This is a genomic window from Amorphus orientalis, assembly GCF_030814015.1.
Lineage (GTDB): Bacteria > Pseudomonadota > Alphaproteobacteria > Rhizobiales > Amorphaceae > Amorphus > Amorphus orientalis.
This window is the reverse complement of the sequence record NZ_JAUSUL010000002.1, coordinates 667233-685064: the sequence shown is the minus strand read 5'-3', so window position 1 is coordinate 685064 and position 17832 is coordinate 667233. Positions and strand designations below refer to the sequence as shown.

The 17832-nt window shown below is 67.1% G+C and carries 14 protein-coding genes; 7 read left to right on the top strand and 7 right to left on the bottom strand.

Features of this window, described 5'->3' with window-relative positions; translation table 11 throughout:
• Positions 1-11: 11 nt before the first annotated feature.
• The 4 genes from ngg to J2S73_RS10890 all read left to right on the top strand — a co-directional run bounded on the left by ngg (position 12) and on the right by J2S73_RS10890 (position 5788).
• Entirely contained in the window at positions 12-1817 is a 1806-nt protein-coding gene (gene ngg / locus J2S73_RS10905; RefSeq protein WP_306885553.1) for an N-acetylglutaminylglutamine synthetase, read from the top strand.
• Entirely contained in the window at positions 1805-2959 is a 1155-nt protein-coding gene (locus J2S73_RS10900; RefSeq protein WP_306885552.1) for an osmoprotectant NAGGN system M42 family peptidase, read from the top strand. The genes ngg and J2S73_RS10900 overlap by 13 nt, the downstream gene beginning before the upstream one ends.
• 74 nt (positions 2960-3033) lie before the next feature.
• Positions 3034-4311 (top strand): ribonuclease D, encoded by a 1278-nt coding sequence (gene rnd / locus J2S73_RS10895; protein ID WP_306885551.1) that lies wholly within the window; start codon positions 3034-3036, stop codon positions 4309-4311.
• Positions 4312-4591: 280 nt separating this feature from the next.
• Positions 4592-5788, top strand: coding sequence for an amidase (locus J2S73_RS10890; RefSeq protein ID WP_306885550.1), 1197 nt, complete (start codon positions 4592-4594; stop codon positions 5786-5788).
• 24 nt (positions 5789-5812) lie between these two features.
• Here J2S73_RS10890 and J2S73_RS10885 read toward each other — a convergent pair whose 3' ends face one another.
• From J2S73_RS10885 to J2S73_RS10865, 5 genes are all read right to left on the bottom strand, one after another.
• On the bottom strand, positions 5813-7324 hold the full coding sequence (locus J2S73_RS10885) for a Ppx/GppA phosphatase family protein (protein ID WP_442320080.1): 1512 nt from the start codon (positions 7322-7324) through the stop codon (positions 5813-5815).
• A 34-nt stretch (positions 7325-7358) separates the two neighbouring features.
• Positions 7359-9554 (bottom strand): RNA degradosome polyphosphate kinase, encoded by a 2196-nt coding sequence (locus tag J2S73_RS10880; protein ID WP_306885548.1) that lies wholly within the window; start codon positions 9552-9554, stop codon positions 7359-7361.
• Positions 9555-9756: 202 nt separating this feature from the next.
• Positions 9757-10395, bottom strand: coding sequence for an HdaA/DnaA family protein (locus tag J2S73_RS10875; RefSeq protein WP_306885547.1), 639 nt, complete (start codon positions 10393-10395; stop codon positions 9757-9759).
• An 80-nt stretch (positions 10396-10475) separates the two neighbouring features.
• Positions 10476-11621 (bottom strand): AI-2E family transporter, encoded by a 1146-nt coding sequence (locus J2S73_RS10870; RefSeq protein ID WP_306885546.1) that lies wholly within the window; start codon positions 11619-11621, stop codon positions 10476-10478.
• The gene (locus tag J2S73_RS10865) at positions 11618-12187 is read right to left on the bottom strand and encodes a CDP-alcohol phosphatidyltransferase family protein (protein WP_306885545.1); all 570 of its coding nucleotides are present in this window, start codon (positions 12185-12187) and stop codon (positions 11618-11620) included. The genes J2S73_RS10870 and J2S73_RS10865 overlap by 4 nt, the downstream gene beginning before the upstream one ends.
• Before the next feature lie 148 nt (positions 12188-12335).
• On the opposite strand from J2S73_RS10865, the gene purM reads away from it, so the two are divergent.
• Positions 12336-13415, top strand: coding sequence for a phosphoribosylformylglycinamidine cyclo-ligase (purM, locus tag J2S73_RS10860; protein ID WP_306885544.1), 1080 nt, complete (start codon positions 12336-12338; stop codon positions 13413-13415).
• Positions 13412-14080, top strand: coding sequence for a phosphoribosylglycinamide formyltransferase (gene purN / locus J2S73_RS10855; RefSeq protein ID WP_306885543.1), 669 nt, complete (start codon positions 13412-13414; stop codon positions 14078-14080). Before purM ends, purN begins: the two co-directional genes overlap by 4 nt.
• A 22-nt stretch (positions 14081-14102) precedes the next feature.
• On the opposite strand, the gene J2S73_RS10850 is transcribed toward purN, so the two are convergent.
• Complete coding sequence (locus tag J2S73_RS10850; RefSeq protein WP_306885542.1) at positions 14103-14432, bottom strand: hypothetical protein; 330 nt, start codon at positions 14430-14432, stop codon at positions 14103-14105.
• Positions 14433-14467: 35 nt separating this feature from the next.
• Entirely contained in the window at positions 14468-16558 is a 2091-nt protein-coding gene (locus J2S73_RS10845; protein WP_306885541.1) for a molybdopterin-containing oxidoreductase family protein, read from the bottom strand.
• A gap of 206 nt (positions 16559-16764) precedes the next feature.
• On the opposite strand from J2S73_RS10845, the gene J2S73_RS10840 reads away from it, so the two are divergent.
• Positions 16765-17826 carry a TerC family protein gene (locus J2S73_RS10840; RefSeq protein ID WP_306885540.1) on the top strand — a complete coding sequence of 354 codons (1062 nt, stop codon included), beginning with the start codon at positions 16765-16767 and terminating at the stop codon, positions 17824-17826.
• Positions 17827-17832 lie beyond the last annotated feature (6 nt).

Sequence of the window (17832 nt, the reverse complement as noted above, 5' to 3'; positions counted from 1 at the left end):
GAAGGACCAGCATGACCATTTCGCACAGCCAGCGACGGGACCGTACCCAGTCCTACCGGTTGCGTCGTATGCGCGAACAGGGCGCAAAGCCGCTCCGCAACCGCGAGGGCCACGGCCCGTCCGCCTCGGACGGGCTCGGGGTCTCGGTGGATTGCGGCTGGGGCAACCTGCATTTCGCGCAGACGTTCGAAAGCCCGACGGCGCTCGCCGAAAGGATGCGCAAGGAGGGACCCGGACGGCGTGACATCGCCTTCTATGTCCGCGAACCGCATGTGGCGCTCGCCTCCGCGCCGCAGGAGCTGTTTCTCGACCCGTCCCACACCTACCGTCTGGACCTGTCGACCTACCGCTCGTCCCGCCGCAAACTTCAGGGCTTCACCGTCCGTCGGATGACGAACGAGGAGGACGCCGACGCGGTCAACCGGATCTACGCGGCCCGCCACATGGTCACCGTGCGGCCGGACTTCTTCTGGCACCGCAAGGACCGGGCGCTGGTCTATCTGATCGCCGAGGACAACGCTTCCGGCGCCGTGGTCGGAACCGTCACCGGTGTGGATCACGTGCGCGCCTTCGACGATCCGGAGCGCGGAGCGTCGCTCTGGTGCCTCGCAGTCGACCCCCAGGCACGCCATCCCGGCATCGGCGAAGCGCTGGTGCGCCGTCTCGCCGAGGTTTTCCAGGCGCGCGGCAACGCCTATCTCGACCTATCGGTGCTGCACGACAACGACCAGGCCATCAGTCTCTACGAGAAGCTCGGCTTCTATCAGATCCCGGTCTACGCCATTAAGCGCAAGAACCCGATCAACGAGCGCCTGTTCGCGGGGCCGCGCCCGGAAAGCGATCTCAATCCCTACGCCCGGCTGATCGTCGACGAAGCCCGCCGTCGCGGCATCGACATCGAAGTCGTCGATGCGGAAGGCGGGTTCTTTCGCCTGACCTATGGCGGCCGATCCGTTCTCTGCCGCGAATCGCTCAGCGAGATGACCTCCGCGGTCGCCATGTCGATCTGCGACGACAAGGCGGTCACCCGGCGGATGGTGGAAGCCGCGGGCGTGCGCGTGCCCGCCGAGATGGAAACGGGGAGTGCCGCGGACATTCAGGATTTCCTGGCGGAACACGAGAAGATCGTGATCAAGCCGGCGCGCGGGGAACAGGGGCGCGGCGTCGCCGTGGGCCTGACCGCGGAAGACGACGTCGAAGGCGCCATCGAACGCGCCCAGCAGATTTCCGACCGGGTGCTCGTCGAGGAATTCGTGGAGGGCGAGGATCTTCGCCTGATCGTGATCGACTACCGGCTGGTCGCCGCCGCCATACGCCGGGCCGCCCACGTCATCGGCGACGGGAAGCAGACGGCGCGCCAGCTGATCGAGCGCGTAAGCCGGCGCAGGGCGGCCGCCACCGGCGGAGAGTCCCAGATCCCGATGGATTCCGAAACCGAGCGCGCGCTTCGGGAATCCGGCTACACCCTCGATGACGTGATCGAGGAAGGCAAGGAAGTCCCCGTGCGGCGGACCGCCAACCTCCATACCGGCGGCACGATCCACGATGTCACGGATCACGTTCATCCCGTGCTGATCGAGGCGGCCGTCAAGGCCGCCCGGGCGATCGAAATCCCGGTCGTGGGGATCGACCTCATGGTGAAATCGCACCTGAAACCGGACTACGTGTTCATCGAGGCGAACGAGCGGCCGGGTCTTGCCAACCACGAGCCGCAGCCGACCGCGGAACGGTTTATCGATCTTCTCTTTCCGCTCTCAATCCCTCATGCTGCGCGGCAGGCAAGCCGCAACGAACCGGAGGAGCCGTGCCCCGCCTGAACATCGACACCGAGTATCTGAAGGATACCCTCGCCGAGTTGCTGTCGATCGCCAGCCCCAGCGGCTACACCGACACCATCGTGCGCGCAGCCGTCACCGAGTTGCGCCGCCTCGGACTTGAGACCCAGATCACCCGTCGCGGTGCGATCCGGGCGCGGATTCCCGGCAAGCAGCAGCAGCCGGCCCGGGCCATGATCGCCCATCTCGACACCCTCGGTGCCCAGGTGAAGGCGCTCAAGGAGAACGGCCGGCTCGAACTCGTGCCCATCGGTCACTGGTCAGCACGCTTCGCGGAGGGGGCGCGCTGCACGATCTTCACGGAGCGCGGCGCCTATCGCGGCACGATCCTGCCGCTCAAGGCCTCCGGTCACACCTTCGGCGACGAGGTCGACGAGCTTCCGGTGGGCTGGCGCTATGTCGAGCTCCGGGTCGATGCCATGGCGACCCGCCCCCGCGACCTCGAGCGGCTCGGCTTTTCCGTCGGCGACATCGTCGCGATCGACCCGCAGCCGGAGTTCATCGACAACGGCTTCATCGTGTCCCGGCACCTGGACGACAAGGCCGGCGTCGCGGTCCTGTTCGCCGCCATCGAGGCGCTCCAGCGCGAGAAGCCGGAACTGCCGGTCGACACGCTGTTCCTGTTCTCGATCGCGGAAGAGGTCGGCAACGGCGGATCGTCGATCCTGACCCACGACATCGCCTCGATGATCACCATCGACAACGGCACGACGGCACCCGGCCAGAACTCCAGCGAGTTCGGGGTCACCATCTCGATGGCCGACCAGACCGGTCCGTTCGACTGGCACCTCACCAACAAGCTGGTGCGTCTCTGCAAGGAGCACGACATCCGCTACCAGAAGGATGTGTTCCGCTACTACCGGTCCGACAGTGCCGCGGCGCTGGAAGCTGGTGCGGACGTCCGCACGGCGCTCGCCACTTTCGGCGTCGACGCCTCCCACGGCTACGAGAGGATCCACCTGCACGCGCTGCGCTCGCTGGCGGAACTTGCGACCGCGTACGTGACCAGCCCGGTGGAGATCCAGCGCGACGCCAATCCGGCGGGCTCGCTGCTCGGCTTCCCATCGCAGCCGATGGAAGACGCCGCACCGACGAACTCGGACCCCAGCGATCCGATGATATGATCACGGTTCGCTGATTCGTCCCGCCGCGCCGACCGCGCGGTCCCCTTCACCTTTCTCGCGCATCGCCGTTCTCGATGAACCTCATTACGACCACCTCGGACCTGGAAGCCGTTTGCGAACGGCTCGCCGACAGTGACTTTGTCACCGTCGACACGGAATTCATGCGCGAGACGACGTTCTGGCCGAAGCTCTGCCTGATCCAGATGGCGGGGCCGGACGAAACCGTCATCGTCGACCCGGTCGCCGGAGAGGACCTGGATCTCGCGCCGTTCTTCCGCCTGATGGCGGACGAGAGCGTGACGAAGGTGTTCCACGCCGCCCGCCAGGACATCGAGATCGTCTTCCATCTGGGTGGGCTCGTGCCCCATCCGGTGTTCGACACCCAGGTGGCGGCGATGGTCTGCGGCTTCGGCGATTCCATTTCCTACGACCAGCTCGTCCAGCGCGTGACCGGCGAACGCATCGACAAGTCGCACCGTTTCACCGACTGGGCGAGGCGGCCGCTGTCGGAGCAGCAGCTCACCTACGCGCTCGCCGACGTGACCCATCTCAGGGAGGTCTATGCCCATCTGCGCGCCGCGCTGGCCGATCAGGGGCGCGCGGAGTGGGTGCAGGAGGAAATGGCCACCCTCACCTCGCCCGACACCTACCAGATGGAGCCCGATCAGGCCTGGACGCGGCTGAAGATGCGGGTGCGTCAGCCCCGCGACCTGGCCGTCCTGCGTGCGATCGCGGCATGGCGCGAACGGGAAGCCCAGAGCCGTGACGTGCCGCGCGGCCGCGTCCTCAAGGATGAGGCGCTGTACGAGATCGCCGCGCAGAAACCGAAGGACGAGGCCGCGCTCGCCCGGCTGAGGACCATTCCGCGCGGCTTCGAGCGGTCCAAATCGGGCCGCGACATCGTCGCGACCGTCGTTCAGGCCCTCGACAGCCCGAAGGAGAGCTGGCCGGAAGTACCGAAGGGACGTCAGGCGCCGGAAGGCGCCGGAGCGGCCTCGGAACTCCTGAAGGTGCTTTTGAAGAAAGTGGCTGAAGCCAATGGCGTCGCAGCAAAAGTGATCGCCACCTCCGACGACCTGGAGCGGATCGCCGCCGGCGAGACGGACGGAATTCCCGCGCTGACGGGGTGGCGGCGGGAGCTGTTCGGCAATCAGGCACTTGCGCTCCGGGAGGGCCGGCTCGCTCTGAGTTTCGACGGCCGGCGAGTGGTCACGTTCGAGTCCGACACGCCGTTCGTCGAGGCCCCGACCAGGCGCGGGTCGCGGCGCAAGCGCGGCAAGGGTGGACCGGCGAAGACCGGCAGCACCGACGCGCAGGCCCCATCGTCGGAAGACACCGAAGCCACCAACTGATTGGGAATCGTTATCGCGACCGGAACTTTGTTGCGAGCCCGGCGGTTTTGAACGGCCGAACCATTGGGCGTGGCGGTCCAATGGATCCGCCTCGACGAAGCGAACCGATTGGCGCGCGGCAGCGTTGCGTACCCGATGACGCGGGCGCAGACACCGCCCGTACTCGACCGTGACGATGTGATCGACAGACTGCCACGCCGTTTCGCTCGGTCTGCGTCCTCGTGGACACGTGACCAGGCCGGACCGCAAAAGCACCGACAGCAAGAAAGGCCGCGCCTTCATGACGGATCTGAAAACGGACGCCGTCACGGACTATCGCTGCTTCTGCGACTATCCGCACGTCGCCGTCCCGCACGCGGAAGAAGGCCCGCTTTCCGGACTGACCTTCGCCGTGAAGGATCTCTTCGACGTCGCCGGTTACCCGACCGGATGCGGACATCCGGACTGGCCCGGCGCAGGGCACGCGGCGGAGACGACGGCGCCCCTTATTTCACGGCTGCTCGACGCTGGCGCCGAGTGCGTCGGCAAGGCCGTTTCCGACGAGATCGCCTACAGCCTGACCGGCCGCAACGCCCACTACGGCACGCCGCTCAATCCGGCCGCACCCGACCGCCTCCCCGGCGGTTCGTCGAGCGGCTCGGCCGTCGCGACGGCGGCCGGTCTCGTGGATTTCGCCATCGGGACCGACACCGCCGGATCGGTGCGCATTCCGGCAAGCTATTGCGGTCTCTACGGGTTCCGACCGACTCACGGCGTGCTGTCGCTGGAGGGCTGCATGGAACTGGCCCGCAGCTATGACGCGGCCGGCTGGTTCGCCCGCAGCGGCGACATGCTCGCCCGTGTCGGAAACGTGCTCATCGATCCCGCCCTCGAAGCCAACGCGCCACAGTGCCTGCTTCTGGACGCCGCCTTCCAGCTTCTGCCGGCCGAGTTGCGCCCGCCGATGGACGCTGCGGTCGCCCGAATCTCCAAAGGCTTCGAGCGGGTCCTTTCGGTCCCGGACATACCCGCGATGGAAGAGGACTGGGGCCTGACGTTCCGGATCACCCAGGCGGCCGAAGTCTGGACCGCGATGTCGCCCTGGATCGAAGCCGCGAAGCCGACCTTCGGACCCGGCATCCGCGAGCGGCTGGACTGGGCGGCGAACCTTCCTCAGGCGGAAGTCGACTTCCACAAGCAACGCCGTGAGATGATCCGCACCGCCCTTCTGGCCCAGATCGGACCCGATACGGTGCTGTGCCTTCCGACGGCTCCCGATGCCGCGCCCTCCGTCGACACGCCGGACACCGATCTCGGTGCCCACCGGGAACGGATCATCGCGCTCACATGCCTCGCCGGGCTCGCCGGACTGCCCCAGGTGACGCTGCCGCTCGCCACCACGCCGGACGGCGCGCCGATCGGCGTGTCCCTGATCGGCGGAGCCGGGAGCGATCGCACCCTGCTGGCCCTCGCCCGCGACATCGACGGATCTGCCTGACCGGATGGGTGACGGACGGCGGCGTCAGGACACCACGACGGTGCTGGCCTGATCGGCCAGGTCGGCGAGCTGGTCCAGTCGCCTGCGGATGACTTCCCCGTCCAGGGCCGCCAGTTCGCGCGGGATATGCAGGACGATTCTCTCGCCCTCCCGCACGACCGTGGTGCGCGGGATCACGCCGGGCATGGACGCCGAAAGCGTGTACGCCAGCCGCATCGCCGCTCCCAGCAGCCGCGCCCTGTATTTGAGCCGCGACGGCACCAGCCGGTGGATCACCGGGAGCTGTTCCTCGCTGCTCGAGCCTGCATAGCGGTGGAAGATCGACAGGGCGAGGTAGCCGCGTCCGGGATGATCGACCCCGATGAAGGCGCCGTTCGCGATCATCGCCACGGCCTGTTCGCCGCGATAGTCGGGATGGGCCCGCCAGGCGATATCGGCCAGAAGGCAAGCCGCGACCCGCAACCGCGCCTCCTCCTGGGTCTCGTCGACGCCCAGCGCCTGAAACACCTCTCCGGTCCAGGGCCCGAGTTCGCGGCCGTGCCGCGGCGAACGGGAGCGCAGGTCGCACAGCTCGCCTGCGGCATCCAGCAGCCCGTCCTCCGCCTGGATCTCCGGCGGCAGCGATTCGTAGAGATGGCCTTCGCGCAGCCCCAGCGCGGACAGCACGATCTCGCTCGGTCGTCCGATCTTGATGACCTGTTCCAGCACCGCCGCGCCGAACGGAAGCAGCGGTCGGCGGGACCTGGAGACCGTGTCGATCCCCTCGATCTGCGCCGGATCCGAGCGGACGATCTTGCGGCAGAACTCGAACGCCTCGTCCGCCGGGATCGTATAGTGATGCATGATGCGCAGCGGATAGTCCGTCAGGTGCATGTGCAGATGCGCGAGCGCGCGCCAGGTTCCACCGACGGCGTAGAAGGCCCGCCCCTGAGCGGCCTGAAGGCCTTTTGAGGCCGCCAGCGCCTCCGCGGCGACCTTTCCGGCCTTGCGCGCGGATCCCTTGGAGGATTCCGAAAGGCGCAGCCCGCCGAGCGGAAAGGTCTCACCTTCGCCGAGCCGGTCGATGTCGACCTCGATCAGCTCCAGGCTGCCGCCGCCCATGTCGCCGACCACACCGCTCGGCCGCCAGAAGCTCGACACCACGCCCAGCGCGGCCATCTTGGCTTCTTCCTTGCCGGACAGGACCTGCAGCCCGTCCCCGCAGATGCCGGTCACCGCATTGATGAACGCCTGCCCGTTGGAGGCGTCCCGGACCGCTGCGGTCGCAATCACGTCGAGTTTGCTGGCGCCGGACTGGTCCGCCAGCTGCCGGAAGCGCCGGAGCGCGGCGAGCGCGGTCTCGATCGAATCGTCCCTGAGACGCCCGCTCTCCGAGAGCCCCTTGCCGAGACCGGCGAGCACTTTCTCGTTGTAGAGCGGCGTCGGCGCTCGGGAGGAGCGCTCGTAGAGAACCAGGCGAACCGAGTTGGAGCCGATGTCGATCACGCCGATCGGGCCGAAGCCCGGGAGGCGACCGAGCGGCGCCTCCTCGTTCAGTTCGAAATCGGGGTCGGACTCCGCTGCCACTGTGTCAGTGCTGACGTTGGATCGGCGTTGCGAAGGTGCGGGGTGAGTCAGTTTGAATCGATTGTCCACGGCCTGACAGCGACGGATTGGTCATGAAATATTCGTGGGCGTTGAAGGGTTCTTCGCCCGCGGCCGGGATGATCCGCTGGTGTCCACCGTTCGCCAGGAGCTCCCAGCTCTGCTGGTTGTCGGTGATGTTCGCGACCATGATCTGATCGAGGATCTGGGCGTGGACGGTCGGATTGTCGATGGGGGACATCGCCTCGACACGACGGTCGAGATTGCGCGGCATCAAATCGGCCGAGCTGATATAGATGATCGCCTGCGGCGAGGGAAGTCCGAACCCGTTGCCGAAGCAGTAGATGCGGCTGTGCTCCAGGAAGCGGCCGACGATCGACTTCACCCGGATATTGTCCGACAGGCCGGGCACGCCGGGCCGCAGGCAGCAGATTCCCCGCACCACGATATCGACCTCGACCCCCGCCTGGCTTGCTTCGTAGAGCGCGTCGATGATCCTGCCGTCGACCAGCGAGTTGCACTTCAGCCAGACCTGCGCCGGGCGACCGGCCCTGGCGTGCTCCATTTCCGCCTCGATGTGCTCGATCAGGCGGTCGCGCAGGGTGACCGGCGACACCGCCATGCGCGAGAGCTCGGCGGGACGGGCATAACCGGTGATGAAGTTGAAGATCCGCGCCACGTCCTGGGCCATCACCGGGTCCGCGGTGAAGAAGGATAGGTCCGTGTAGATCTTCGCCGTGATCGGATGGTAGTTGCCGGTGCCGATGTGGCAGTAGGTGGCCAGTTGACCACCCTCGCGCCGGACGACCATCGACAGCTTGGCGTGGGTCTTCAGCTCGATGAAGCCGAACACGACCTGCACGCCCGACCGTTCCAGGTCGCGCGACCAGCGGATGTTGGCTTCCTCGTCGAAGCGCGCCTTCAGCTCCACCAGCGCGGTGACGGACTTGCCGGCTTCCGCGGCCTCGCCGAGCGCCTTAACGATCGGGGAATCGTTGGAGGTCCGGTAAAGCGTCTGCTTGATCGCGACCACGTCGGGATCGCGCGCGGCCTGGGACAGGAACTGCACCACCACGTCGAACGATTCGTAGGGGTGATGGACGATGATGTCCTTCTGCCGGATGGCGGCGAAGCAGTCGCCCCCGTGCTCGCGGATCCGCTCCGGGAATCGCGGGCTGTAGGGCTTGAACTTCAGGTCCGGCCGATCCAGCCCGACCAGCTGCGACAGGTCCTTCAGCGCCAGTCGCCCGTTGACCAGGAACATCTCGTCGCCGGAGACCCCCAACGCGGACGCCACGAACTGGCGCAGCGGCTCGGGCGTCGAGCCTTCGATCTCCAGCCGGATCACCGACCCGCGCCGGCGCCGTTTCAGGGCGCTCTCGAAGGTGCGGACCAGATCCTCGGCCTCTTCCTCGATTTCCAGATCGGAATCGCGGATGACCCGGAACGCACCCTTGCCCTTCACCTCATAGGCCGGAAAAAGCTTGGGGATGAACACCGCGATCGCGTCTTCCAGCGCGACGAACCGGGCCGCACCGTCGCTGGCGGGCAGGCGGATGAAGCGCTCGACCTGGGCCGGAACGCGGATCAGCGCGATCATCGGCTCCGCGCCCGGCGCATCCAGATGGAACACCAGCGAGAAGCCCAGATTCGGGATGAACGGAAACGGATGCGCCGGGTCGATGGCGAGCGGGGTCAGAACCGGAAAGACGTGGCTCAGGAAGTAGCGCTCAAGCCACTCCGCGTCGTCGCGGGACAGGGTTTCCGCATCGCACAGGCGGATGTCGTTGCGGTCGAGTTCGCGCGCAAGTTCGGCCCAGCGGCGCTGCTGCGCATGCTGGAGCTTGCCCACGGCCTCGCCGATCCGGACCAGCTGCTCGGTCGGAGTGAGGCCGTCGACGCTGCGCGTATCCACCCCTTCGCGCTGCATGCCCTTGAGGCCCGCCACGCGCACCATGAAGAACTCGTCGAGATTGTTCGCCGAAATCGACAGGAAGCGTAGACGCTCCAGCAGCGGGTGGCTGACGTTCTCCGACTCCTCCAGGACGCGGACGTTGAACTGAAGCCAGGACAGCTCGCGGTTGACGAACCGCTCGGGCCGGTCGCGCAAATCCTCGCCCGAAAACCCTTCAACGCTTCCGCTTTCCGCAGTTGCCGCTACCTGTTCCGTGGTCGCGTCCATCGGCCTCTCCCTGAATCACGGCTGTGGCGACGTCTGCGCCAGCCCTGTCGCCGTGATTGATCTTCATGTGCCCCGAAGCGGGTTCAGGAACGGAGTTCGCCCCTTGCCCGGATATCATCGCGCGGTCCTACACCCCGAGTATGACGGAATTTTCTCTGTGTCACGCGAAGGTTCGGCGAAAACCTGAAGGCGCAGCGGCGACCTAGCTTGCCGTATCGTCCGGATCGTCGTCGCCGCCGAAACCCTCCGCCTCCAGAACCTCGCCGGCCATGCGCCGTGTCACCGGACGGCGGCGGGCGAGTGCTTCCCGGTCCAGCAGGTCCACCAGGCGGTTCGCCGCCCGGAACGAGCGCTCGATCCGCCGGACGAGATAGCTCGCCACGGTCGGCTCGACCGTCAGCTGCCGGTCCGCGAACAGCTTCGCCAGCACCCGCTCCAGCAACTCGTCCTCCGGGACGCCGATCGTCAGCGGCGGGATCGCCCGCAGGCGCGAAGCAATGTCCCGTGTGCTGATGCGCCACTCAGCCGGCGGGATACGGGCCGTCAGCAGCAGATGGGACCCAGCCGCCTGGACCGCGTTGAGCAGATGAAACAGAACCGGTTCGTCGAGCGTGGCGCGATCGCAGTTCTCCACGCACAGGGGGCCCGCCTGGACCAGGGAAACCGGATCGGTATCGGTCAGGTCGCCGGCCCCGATGATCCGGGCGCCGCTCCGCTCGCGCCAGACGGCGGCGAGATGGGTCTTACCGGTCCCCTCGGCGCCGATGATCAGCGACGTCCTGTGCGGCCAGTCGGGCCAGGCCATGATCGCCGCCCACGCATCGGCGTTGGAGGCGCCCACCACGAAGTCTTCAGGTCGATAGGATGGATCAACGCGCAAGCTGAGCGGCAGCTGCCGCGGGCGGCCATCCTGCCCGCCACTCACGCGCTGCCTTTCGGCCGAGCGCCAGAGCCGTCCGGCACCTGGGGCGGTGGCGACGGCACCGGCTCGGGCGGGGAGCCGCCCTCGTGGCCCTGATAGATCCGGCTTTCCCGGTAGCGCTGCAGAAAGAAGCGCACCAGCACCGCGACGGCGGCCGATGCCGGAACGGCGATCAGCATGCCGGCGAAGCCGAACAGATAGCCGAAGGCGAACAGGGCGAAGATCAGCCAGACGGGATGAAGCCCGACGCGGCCGCCCACCAGCTTGGGCTGCAGAACGTTGCCCTCAAAGAACTGGCCGACCAGGAAGATCGCGACCACCAGCCCGATCATCAGGCTGTCGGGCCAGAACTGGTTGAGCGCCACGCCGACCGAAACGACGAATCCGAGCCCGGAGCCGAGATAGGGCACGAACGAGATCAGTCCCGCCATAAGACCGATCGTGAGACCGTGATTCAGACCGACCGCAACCAGGGCCACGGCATAAAACAGGCCGAGCAGAAGGCAGACCGAGACCTGCCCGTGGATGAAGCCGGAGACCGCCCGGTCCATGTCGCCCAGGAGGCCGCGGATGGTCTCGGCGTGCTCGCGCGGAAGCAGGTCGTCCAGCGACCGCATCATCCGCTCCCAGTCGATCAGCAGATAGAACGCGATCACCGGCGTGATGACGACGAGCGAGAGCACGGAAATGACCGCCTGGCTGCCGGACCACACCGACTTGACCACGCTTCCCGCCCAGCTCGAACCCTGACTGACCAGGTTGGTGGCGGCGGACTGGAGCTCGCTGGTGTCCACTCCGAGCACGTCCGCAATCCGGTTGGTCTGGGCGTGTTCGTTGAGGAAGGCCTGAAGCTGGGAGATGTAGCCGGGCACCCGCTCCAGAAATCCGATGAGCTGGTTCGCGATGAGCGGAACCACCACGACCAGCGCCAGAATCACGAAAACGACGAAGACAATCAGGATCAGGCTGGTGGCGAGCACGCGGTTGAGGCCATGGCGTTCGAGCCAGCGCGCGACCGGATTGAGCAGGTACGCCAGGAACAGACCCGCCACGAACGGCAGCAGGATGCCCTGGAACAGGCGCAGCAGCAGCAGGAACGCCACCGCTGCAACGACCCAGAAGATGATCTGCCGACCCAGCGTCACGTTAGAGGGTCCTCTCCCGGGAACTCGGTAACCGGCGGCTCGCTCATGTGCCGCAACCAGGTGACGAGATAGGCTGCGGCCGAGATGACAGTCAAGCCGGCGACGATCAGCGTGACGGCCGCGCGTTCGCGCAGGAGATCCAGCCCGAAGGCGAGGTCCGCCAGCACCAGAGCGACGAGCAAGATCTGGACCACTGTCGTTACCTTGCTGACCAGCAGCGGACGGATCGCGATCGCCCGGCCCATCAGGCTGGACAAGACCACCGCCCCGACGATCAGGACGTCCCGGGCCACCACGATGCCCACCAGCCAGACCGGCAGTTCGCCGGCCACCCCCAGCGCGACGAAGATGGAGACCAGCAGCGCCTTGTCGGCGAGCGGATCCAGATAGGCGCCAAGCTGGCTCGCCATCGCCCACCGCTTGGCGATGAAGCCGTCTATACCGTCGGTCAGGCCGGCCACCACGAACACGGCGAACGCGATCACGTTCTGGTCCGAGGAGATAGCCCAGATCACGACGGGGACCAGGGCGAAGCGCAGCATCGTCAGCAGATTTGGAATGGTCACGGCGCCGCCTTCTCGTCGACAGCTGTTGTTTGTGCGCGATTTATGACACGGAGCGGGGGATGACGCATCGACCACTTCCAAATCCCGATTGCAATCGGCACAACGGGCGGATTGGATGCCGACCGCATCCGACCGGAGCGCCAGCCAGATGACGAACGACCCGAACCGACCTGCCGTAACCTATGCCGATGCCGGCGTGGACATTTCCGCCGGCAACGCCTTCGTGCGCGCCATAGCTCCGCTCGCCGCCGCAACGGCGCGACCCGGCGCGGACGCTGCACTTGGCGGCTTCGGCGGGCTGTTCGATCTGAAGGCGGCGGGCTTCACCGACCCACTGCTTGTGGCCGCGACCGACGGCGTCGGCACCAAGCTCAAGCTCGCCGGCGATTCGGGCATCCACACAACGATCGGCATCGATCTGGTCGCCATGTGCGTCAACGACCTGATCGTCCAGGGCGCCGAGCCCCTCCTTTTCCTCGACTATTTCGGCTGCGGCCGGCTGGAGACCGGCGTTGCGCGCGATGTCGTGGCGGGCATTGCCGAGGGCTGCCGGCAGGCGGGTGCTGCGCTCATCGGCGGCGAGACGGCGGAGATGCCCGGCATGTACGCGCCCGGCGACTACGATCTGGCCGGCTTTGCGGTCGGGGCCGTCGAGCGCGGTGAAGTGCTGCCGCGGTCCGACGTCGCCGCGGGCGACCGTCTCCTCGGCCTCGCCTCCGCCGGCGTCCACTCCAACGGCTATTCGCTGGTGCGCCGCATCGTGGAGGCGTCCGGCGTCGCTCTCACCGATCCGGCTCCGTTCGATCCGGACCGGTCGCTGGCCGAAGCGCTTCTGACGCCGACGCGGATCTATGTGGCAAGCCTCAAGGCCGCGCTCGCCGCGCATCGGCCGGCGATCAAGGCGTTTGCCCACATCACCGGCGGCGGCCTGACGGAGAACGTGCCGCGGGTGCTGCCCAAGTCCGTGTCCGCCACGATCGATCTGAACCGAATCGCCCTGCCCCCGGTGTTCTCCTGGCTCGCCGATACCGGACCGGTCGAGGAGGCGGAGATGCTGCGGACCTTCAACTGCGGCATCGGCATGGTGGCTGTCGTCTCGGCCGAGAGCGCCGCAGCGGTCACCGAGACGCTCGCGGCCGCGGGCGAAACAGTGGTCGATCTCGGCGAAATCCTCGATGGCGACGGCGAGGTCGCCTACACCGGCGCGCTGGCCACGAGCACCCGATGAGCGCGCGGCGCGTTCCCGTTGCCGTGCTCATCTCGGGGCGCGGCTCGAACATGGCTGCCCTCATCGAGGCAGCCCGGGACCCGGCCTACCCGGCAGAGATCGTCCGGGTCATTTCCAACCGGCCGGGCACCCAGGGCCTGCAGACCGCCACCGATGCCGGCATCGAAACGGCCGTGGTCGATCACAAGGCCTGTCCGACCAAGGCGGAGTTCGAAACAGCGCTTGCCACCGCGATCGAGGACAGCGGCGCCGAGCTGATCTGTCTTGCCGGCTTCATGCGGGTGTTGAGTGCGGATTTCGTGGCCCGGTTCGCCGGCCGGATCCTCAACATCCACCCCTCGCTATTGCCGGCCTTCACCGGCCTCGACACCCATGAACGCGCGCTGACGGCCGGCGTCGCCGTTCACGGCTGCACCGTTCACATCGTCAACGCCGAGCTCGATGCCGGCCCGATCCTGATCCAGGCCGCGGTTCCCGTGGCCGCCGACGACACCGCCGCCAGCCTCTCCGCCCGGGTCCTTGCCGAAGAGCACAGGATCTATCCGGCGGCCCTGGCCGCCGTGGCGCGCGGAGATCTGAAACCGGTCAACGGCCGGATCGTCAGGAAGGGGCTGGCGGACCTGCCGCCCACGCTGGTCTGGCCGGATTTCCCGAACGGCGGGTAAGGCGATCCGGAGCCGAGGCGGTCTACCGGCAGGCGGCCAGCGCCTTGTAGACCTCGTCGCGGACGTCGCCGGTGAGCGGCACGCCGATCTGCAGTCGCTCGATCTGACGCGCCTGCAGCGACGGAGCGGCGCGGCGAGCCGCGCACTTGCAGGCGCTGGCGACGCCTTCGCTCGATCCATTCCGGCGGAACTGGTCGTAGACACACACATCCATCAGCTTGCGGCCGAGCGCCGCGTTGCTGGCGCTGTCGCTCTGCGCTGCGACCGAAGCCGGCATTGCTGCCGCGACAGCCGTAAGAAACGCTCCGATCGCGGAGCCCCTGACCGGTACCACCACACTGCCGAGCCGCATCCAGCTTCCCCGAGTTAATTGTCCCTGATGCCGACTTAGGCCAGGGGCTGCGCCGGGGCAAGAGAGATGCGGGTGTCGTGGAAGGCCACGCCGCCATAGGGCGCGATCGGCTCGGCCGAGGTCAGGGTGTTGATGCCCTGCCCGTCTTCGAAGGCCTCGTTCGGCCACAGGCCTTCGGACACGACCACGCCGCGCCGGATGCCGTCGAACAGGCGCGCCCGGACGACCACGGCGCCCTGATCGTTGGCGAGACGCACGCGCATCCCCTCGCCGATCCCGAGCGGGCCTGCGTCTTCGGGATGGACGAACACGGTCGGATGTCCCTCCTTCTTGAGCGATCCGGGCGTCTCGTTGAAGGTCGAGTTGAGGAAGGAGCGCGCCGGCGCCGTCACCAGACGGAACGGATGGGCGTCGGTCGCCGCGTCGATCACGTCCCACTGGTCGGGCAGCGCGGGGATCGCCTCCCAGGGTCCCATCGGCCCATTGTTGTTGGCCTTCACCTTCGTCCAGTCGGGCTTGAACCGGAACTTTCCGTCCGGATAGGCGAACCCGTCGAGATAGTGCGCCTTCTCGAAGGGCGGCTGGCAGTCGATCCAGCCCGCCGCTTCCAGTTCCGCGAGCGAGCCGCGTCCGGAGTTCCGCAACATCCAGTCGATGTGCTCCCGCTCGCTCATGCCGAAGCCCTTGTGCTCGGCGCCGAGCCGCTTCGCCAGCTCCACATGAACCTCATGGTTCGAGCGGCAGTCTCCGGGCGCCTCGACCAGCTTCGGACCGAGCAGCAGATACTGATGGCCCCCGCCCTTGTAGATGTCGTCGTGCTCCACGAACATCGTCGCCGGCAGCAAGATGTCGGCCATCCGGGCGGTCTCGGTCATGAACTGCTCGTGCACGCAGACAAACAGGTCGTCCCGGGCGAAGCCGCGCTTGACCAGCTCCTGCTCCGGACAGACCGAGACCGGATTGGTGTTCTGGATCAGCATGGCCTTCACCGGCGGGCCGCCGAGCAGTGCGTCCTCGTCTCCCGTCAGGATCGCGCCCAGCCGGGACTGGTCGAGCCGCCGCGTCGTGTGATCGACGGCGTCGGCGCCGGTCACCATGGCCATGTTGAGTTCGTAGATCGCGCCGTTGTTGTGGAAGGCGCCGCCGCCTTCGTACTGCCAGAGGCCGGCAACGGTCGCGATCGAGGCGGCCGCGTGCATGGCGATCGCGCCGTTGCGCTGCCGGGTGAAGCCGTAGCCGAGCCGCAGATAGGTCCGATTCGTGGTCCCCACGAGCTTCGCGAAGGCCTCGATGTCCTCGACGGCGAGCCCGGTGACCGATGCGGCCCAGTCCGGCGACCGGTTGGCGACGTGGGCTTCCAGCTCATCGGGACAGTCGGCGAACTTCGCCATGTAGGCGCGGTCGGCGTAACCATCCCGGAACAGGACGTGCATCACAGCGCAGGCCAGCGCCGCATCGGTGCCGGGCCGCAGGATCAGCTTCAGGTCCGCCTGCTTGACCGTCTCCGTCTCGTAGACGTCGACGGCCACGATGGTGGCGCCGCGGCTCTTCCGTGCCGCGACCGCATGGGTCAGCACGTTGATCTGGGTCGCGGCGGCGTTGGTGCCCCAGATCACGACGCAATCGGAGCTGTCGATCTCGCGGGGATCCGGCCCGGCCAGCCGGCCGGTTCCGGCAATGAACCCGGTCCAGGCCGGGTTGGTGCAGATCGTGTCGAACTGGCGAGAGTATCCCTTCACGTGGCGCAGCCGGTGGATGCCGTCGCGCTGCACCAGCCCCATCGTGCCGGCATAGTTGTAGGGATAGACGCTCTGGGCTCCGAACTCGGCCTCGGCGGCCACGAACGCCTCCACGACCCGGTCGAGCGCCTCGTCCCAGCCGATCTCGGCAAACTGCCCCGATCCCTTGGGGCCGGTCTGCACCAGCGGGCGCGTCAGCCGGTCGGGATGGTTCGTCCGCTCGGCATAGCGGGCGACCTTCGCGCAGATCACGCCGTCAGTGTAGGCGTTGTCCTTCGCCCCGCGCACGCGTCCGATCGTTCCCGAATCGACGACGTCGATCTCCAGCGCACAGGTGGATGGGCAATCGTGGGGGCAGGCCGAACGGCGGGTGAGCGGCTTGGTCATGGATCAACTCTGGCCTTGGCATCTTGGGGCGGCATGGCATCCGCCGCGCCCGCATTCTGGAACGATCCCAGTCAACGCGAGCGCCGCGTCATTGTCGACGCCCTCTCTTGCATATCGTTTCGCCCGCCACGATCTCCCATGCAGACCTCGACAGTGATGCGTGTCGCGGATTCGCGCCGACGAGGTCCCCGAACTCACGGTCGATTATGCTTTCTCCCGCAGACTCCGTCAGCGTACCGCCCCTTTTCTGGGTGGTTTTTCTCTCTCTCGTCGCCCTGATCCTCATCGTCGATCTCGGAGTGCTCCACCGCCGTGCCCACGTGGTCGGCATGCGCGAGAGCCTGCTCTTGGCCAGCGGCTATGCGGGTCTGGCGGTCCTGTTCGGGATCGGCGTGTGGCTGATCCTCGGCATCGATGCCGGCGCCAAGTTCTTCACCGCCTACATCGTCGAGCAGAGCCTGTCGTTCGACAACGTGTTCGTGATGTCGGTGGTCTTCGTCTATTTCGGCATTCCCCGCGAGCACCGGCACCGCGTGCTGTTCTGGGGCATTCTCGGCGCGATGGTGTTCCGCGCGATCCTGATCGGCACCGGCGCGGCCGTCCTGCACGAGTTCGAATGGCTGCTCGTCTTCTTCGCGGCGCTTCTGATCTTCACCGGCGTGAAGCTGCTTCTCCACGACGAGGAAGAGAGTGTCGACATCGCCAACAACCGCGCCTTCCGCTGGCTGTCGCGCCGGCTTCCCATGACGCCGCGGATCCACGGCCCTCGTTTCCTCGTGCGCGAACCGAGGGCCGACGGCCGCGGCACCATGCTGATGGCGACGCCCCTGCTTTTCGCGCTGATCGTCATCGAGGTCTCGGATCTGATCTTCGCCGTGGACTCCATCCCGGCCGTGCTCGCGATCAGCCACGATCCGTTCATCGTCTACACCTCGAACGTGTTCGCGATCCTGAACCTGCGGGCCCTCTATTTCGTGATTGATGCCCTCGTCGCGCGCTGCAGCTATCTCAAGCCGGCGCTCTCCGCCGTCCTGATCTTCATCGGCGGCAAGATCCTCTGGGACATGTTCATCGGCGAAACCGAAGCGCTGGTCAGCCTCGGCGTGACGGTGTTCCTTATCGGTGGCGCCATCATCCTGTCCTTCGTGTTTCCGAAGGAGGCAACCTGTACCGAGGAGATCGGCGAGCGGATGCGGACCCGGGACGGCACCAGCTACGGCCACCGGGACCCGATCGAACTCGATCCCGATACCCAGCATCCAAGATAGACCGGG

Excerpts from the sequence above, each read along its gene's own strand:
- ngg (WP_306885553.1), top strand. The coding sequence starts at position 12 with ATGACCATTTCGCACAGCCAGCGACGGGACCGTACCCAGTCCTACCGG.
- rnd (WP_306885551.1), top strand. The coding sequence starts at position 3,034 with ATGAACCTCATTACGACCACCTCGGACCTGGAAGCCGTTTGCGAACGG.
- J2S73_RS10890 (WP_306885550.1), top strand. The coding sequence starts at position 4,592 with ATGACGGATCTGAAAACGGACGCCGTCACGGACTATCGCTGCTTCTGC.
- J2S73_RS10880 (WP_306885548.1), bottom strand. The coding sequence starts at position 9,554 with ATGGACGCGACCACGGAACAGGTAGCGGCAACTGCGGAAAGCGGAAGC.
- purM (WP_306885544.1), top strand. The coding sequence starts at position 12,336 with ATGACGAACGACCCGAACCGACCTGCCGTAACCTATGCCGATGCCGGC.
- purN (WP_306885543.1), top strand. The coding sequence starts at position 13,412 with ATGAGCGCGCGGCGCGTTCCCGTTGCCGTGCTCATCTCGGGGCGCGGC.
- J2S73_RS10850 (WP_306885542.1), bottom strand. The coding sequence starts at position 14,432 with ATGCGGCTCGGCAGTGTGGTGGTACCGGTCAGGGGCTCCGCGATCGGA.
- J2S73_RS10845 (WP_306885541.1), bottom strand. The coding sequence starts at position 16,558 with ATGACCAAGCCGCTCACCCGCCGTTCGGCCTGCCCCCACGATTGCCCA.
- J2S73_RS10840 (WP_306885540.1), top strand. The coding sequence starts at position 16,765 with ATGCTTTCTCCCGCAGACTCCGTCAGCGTACCGCCCCTTTTCTGGGTG.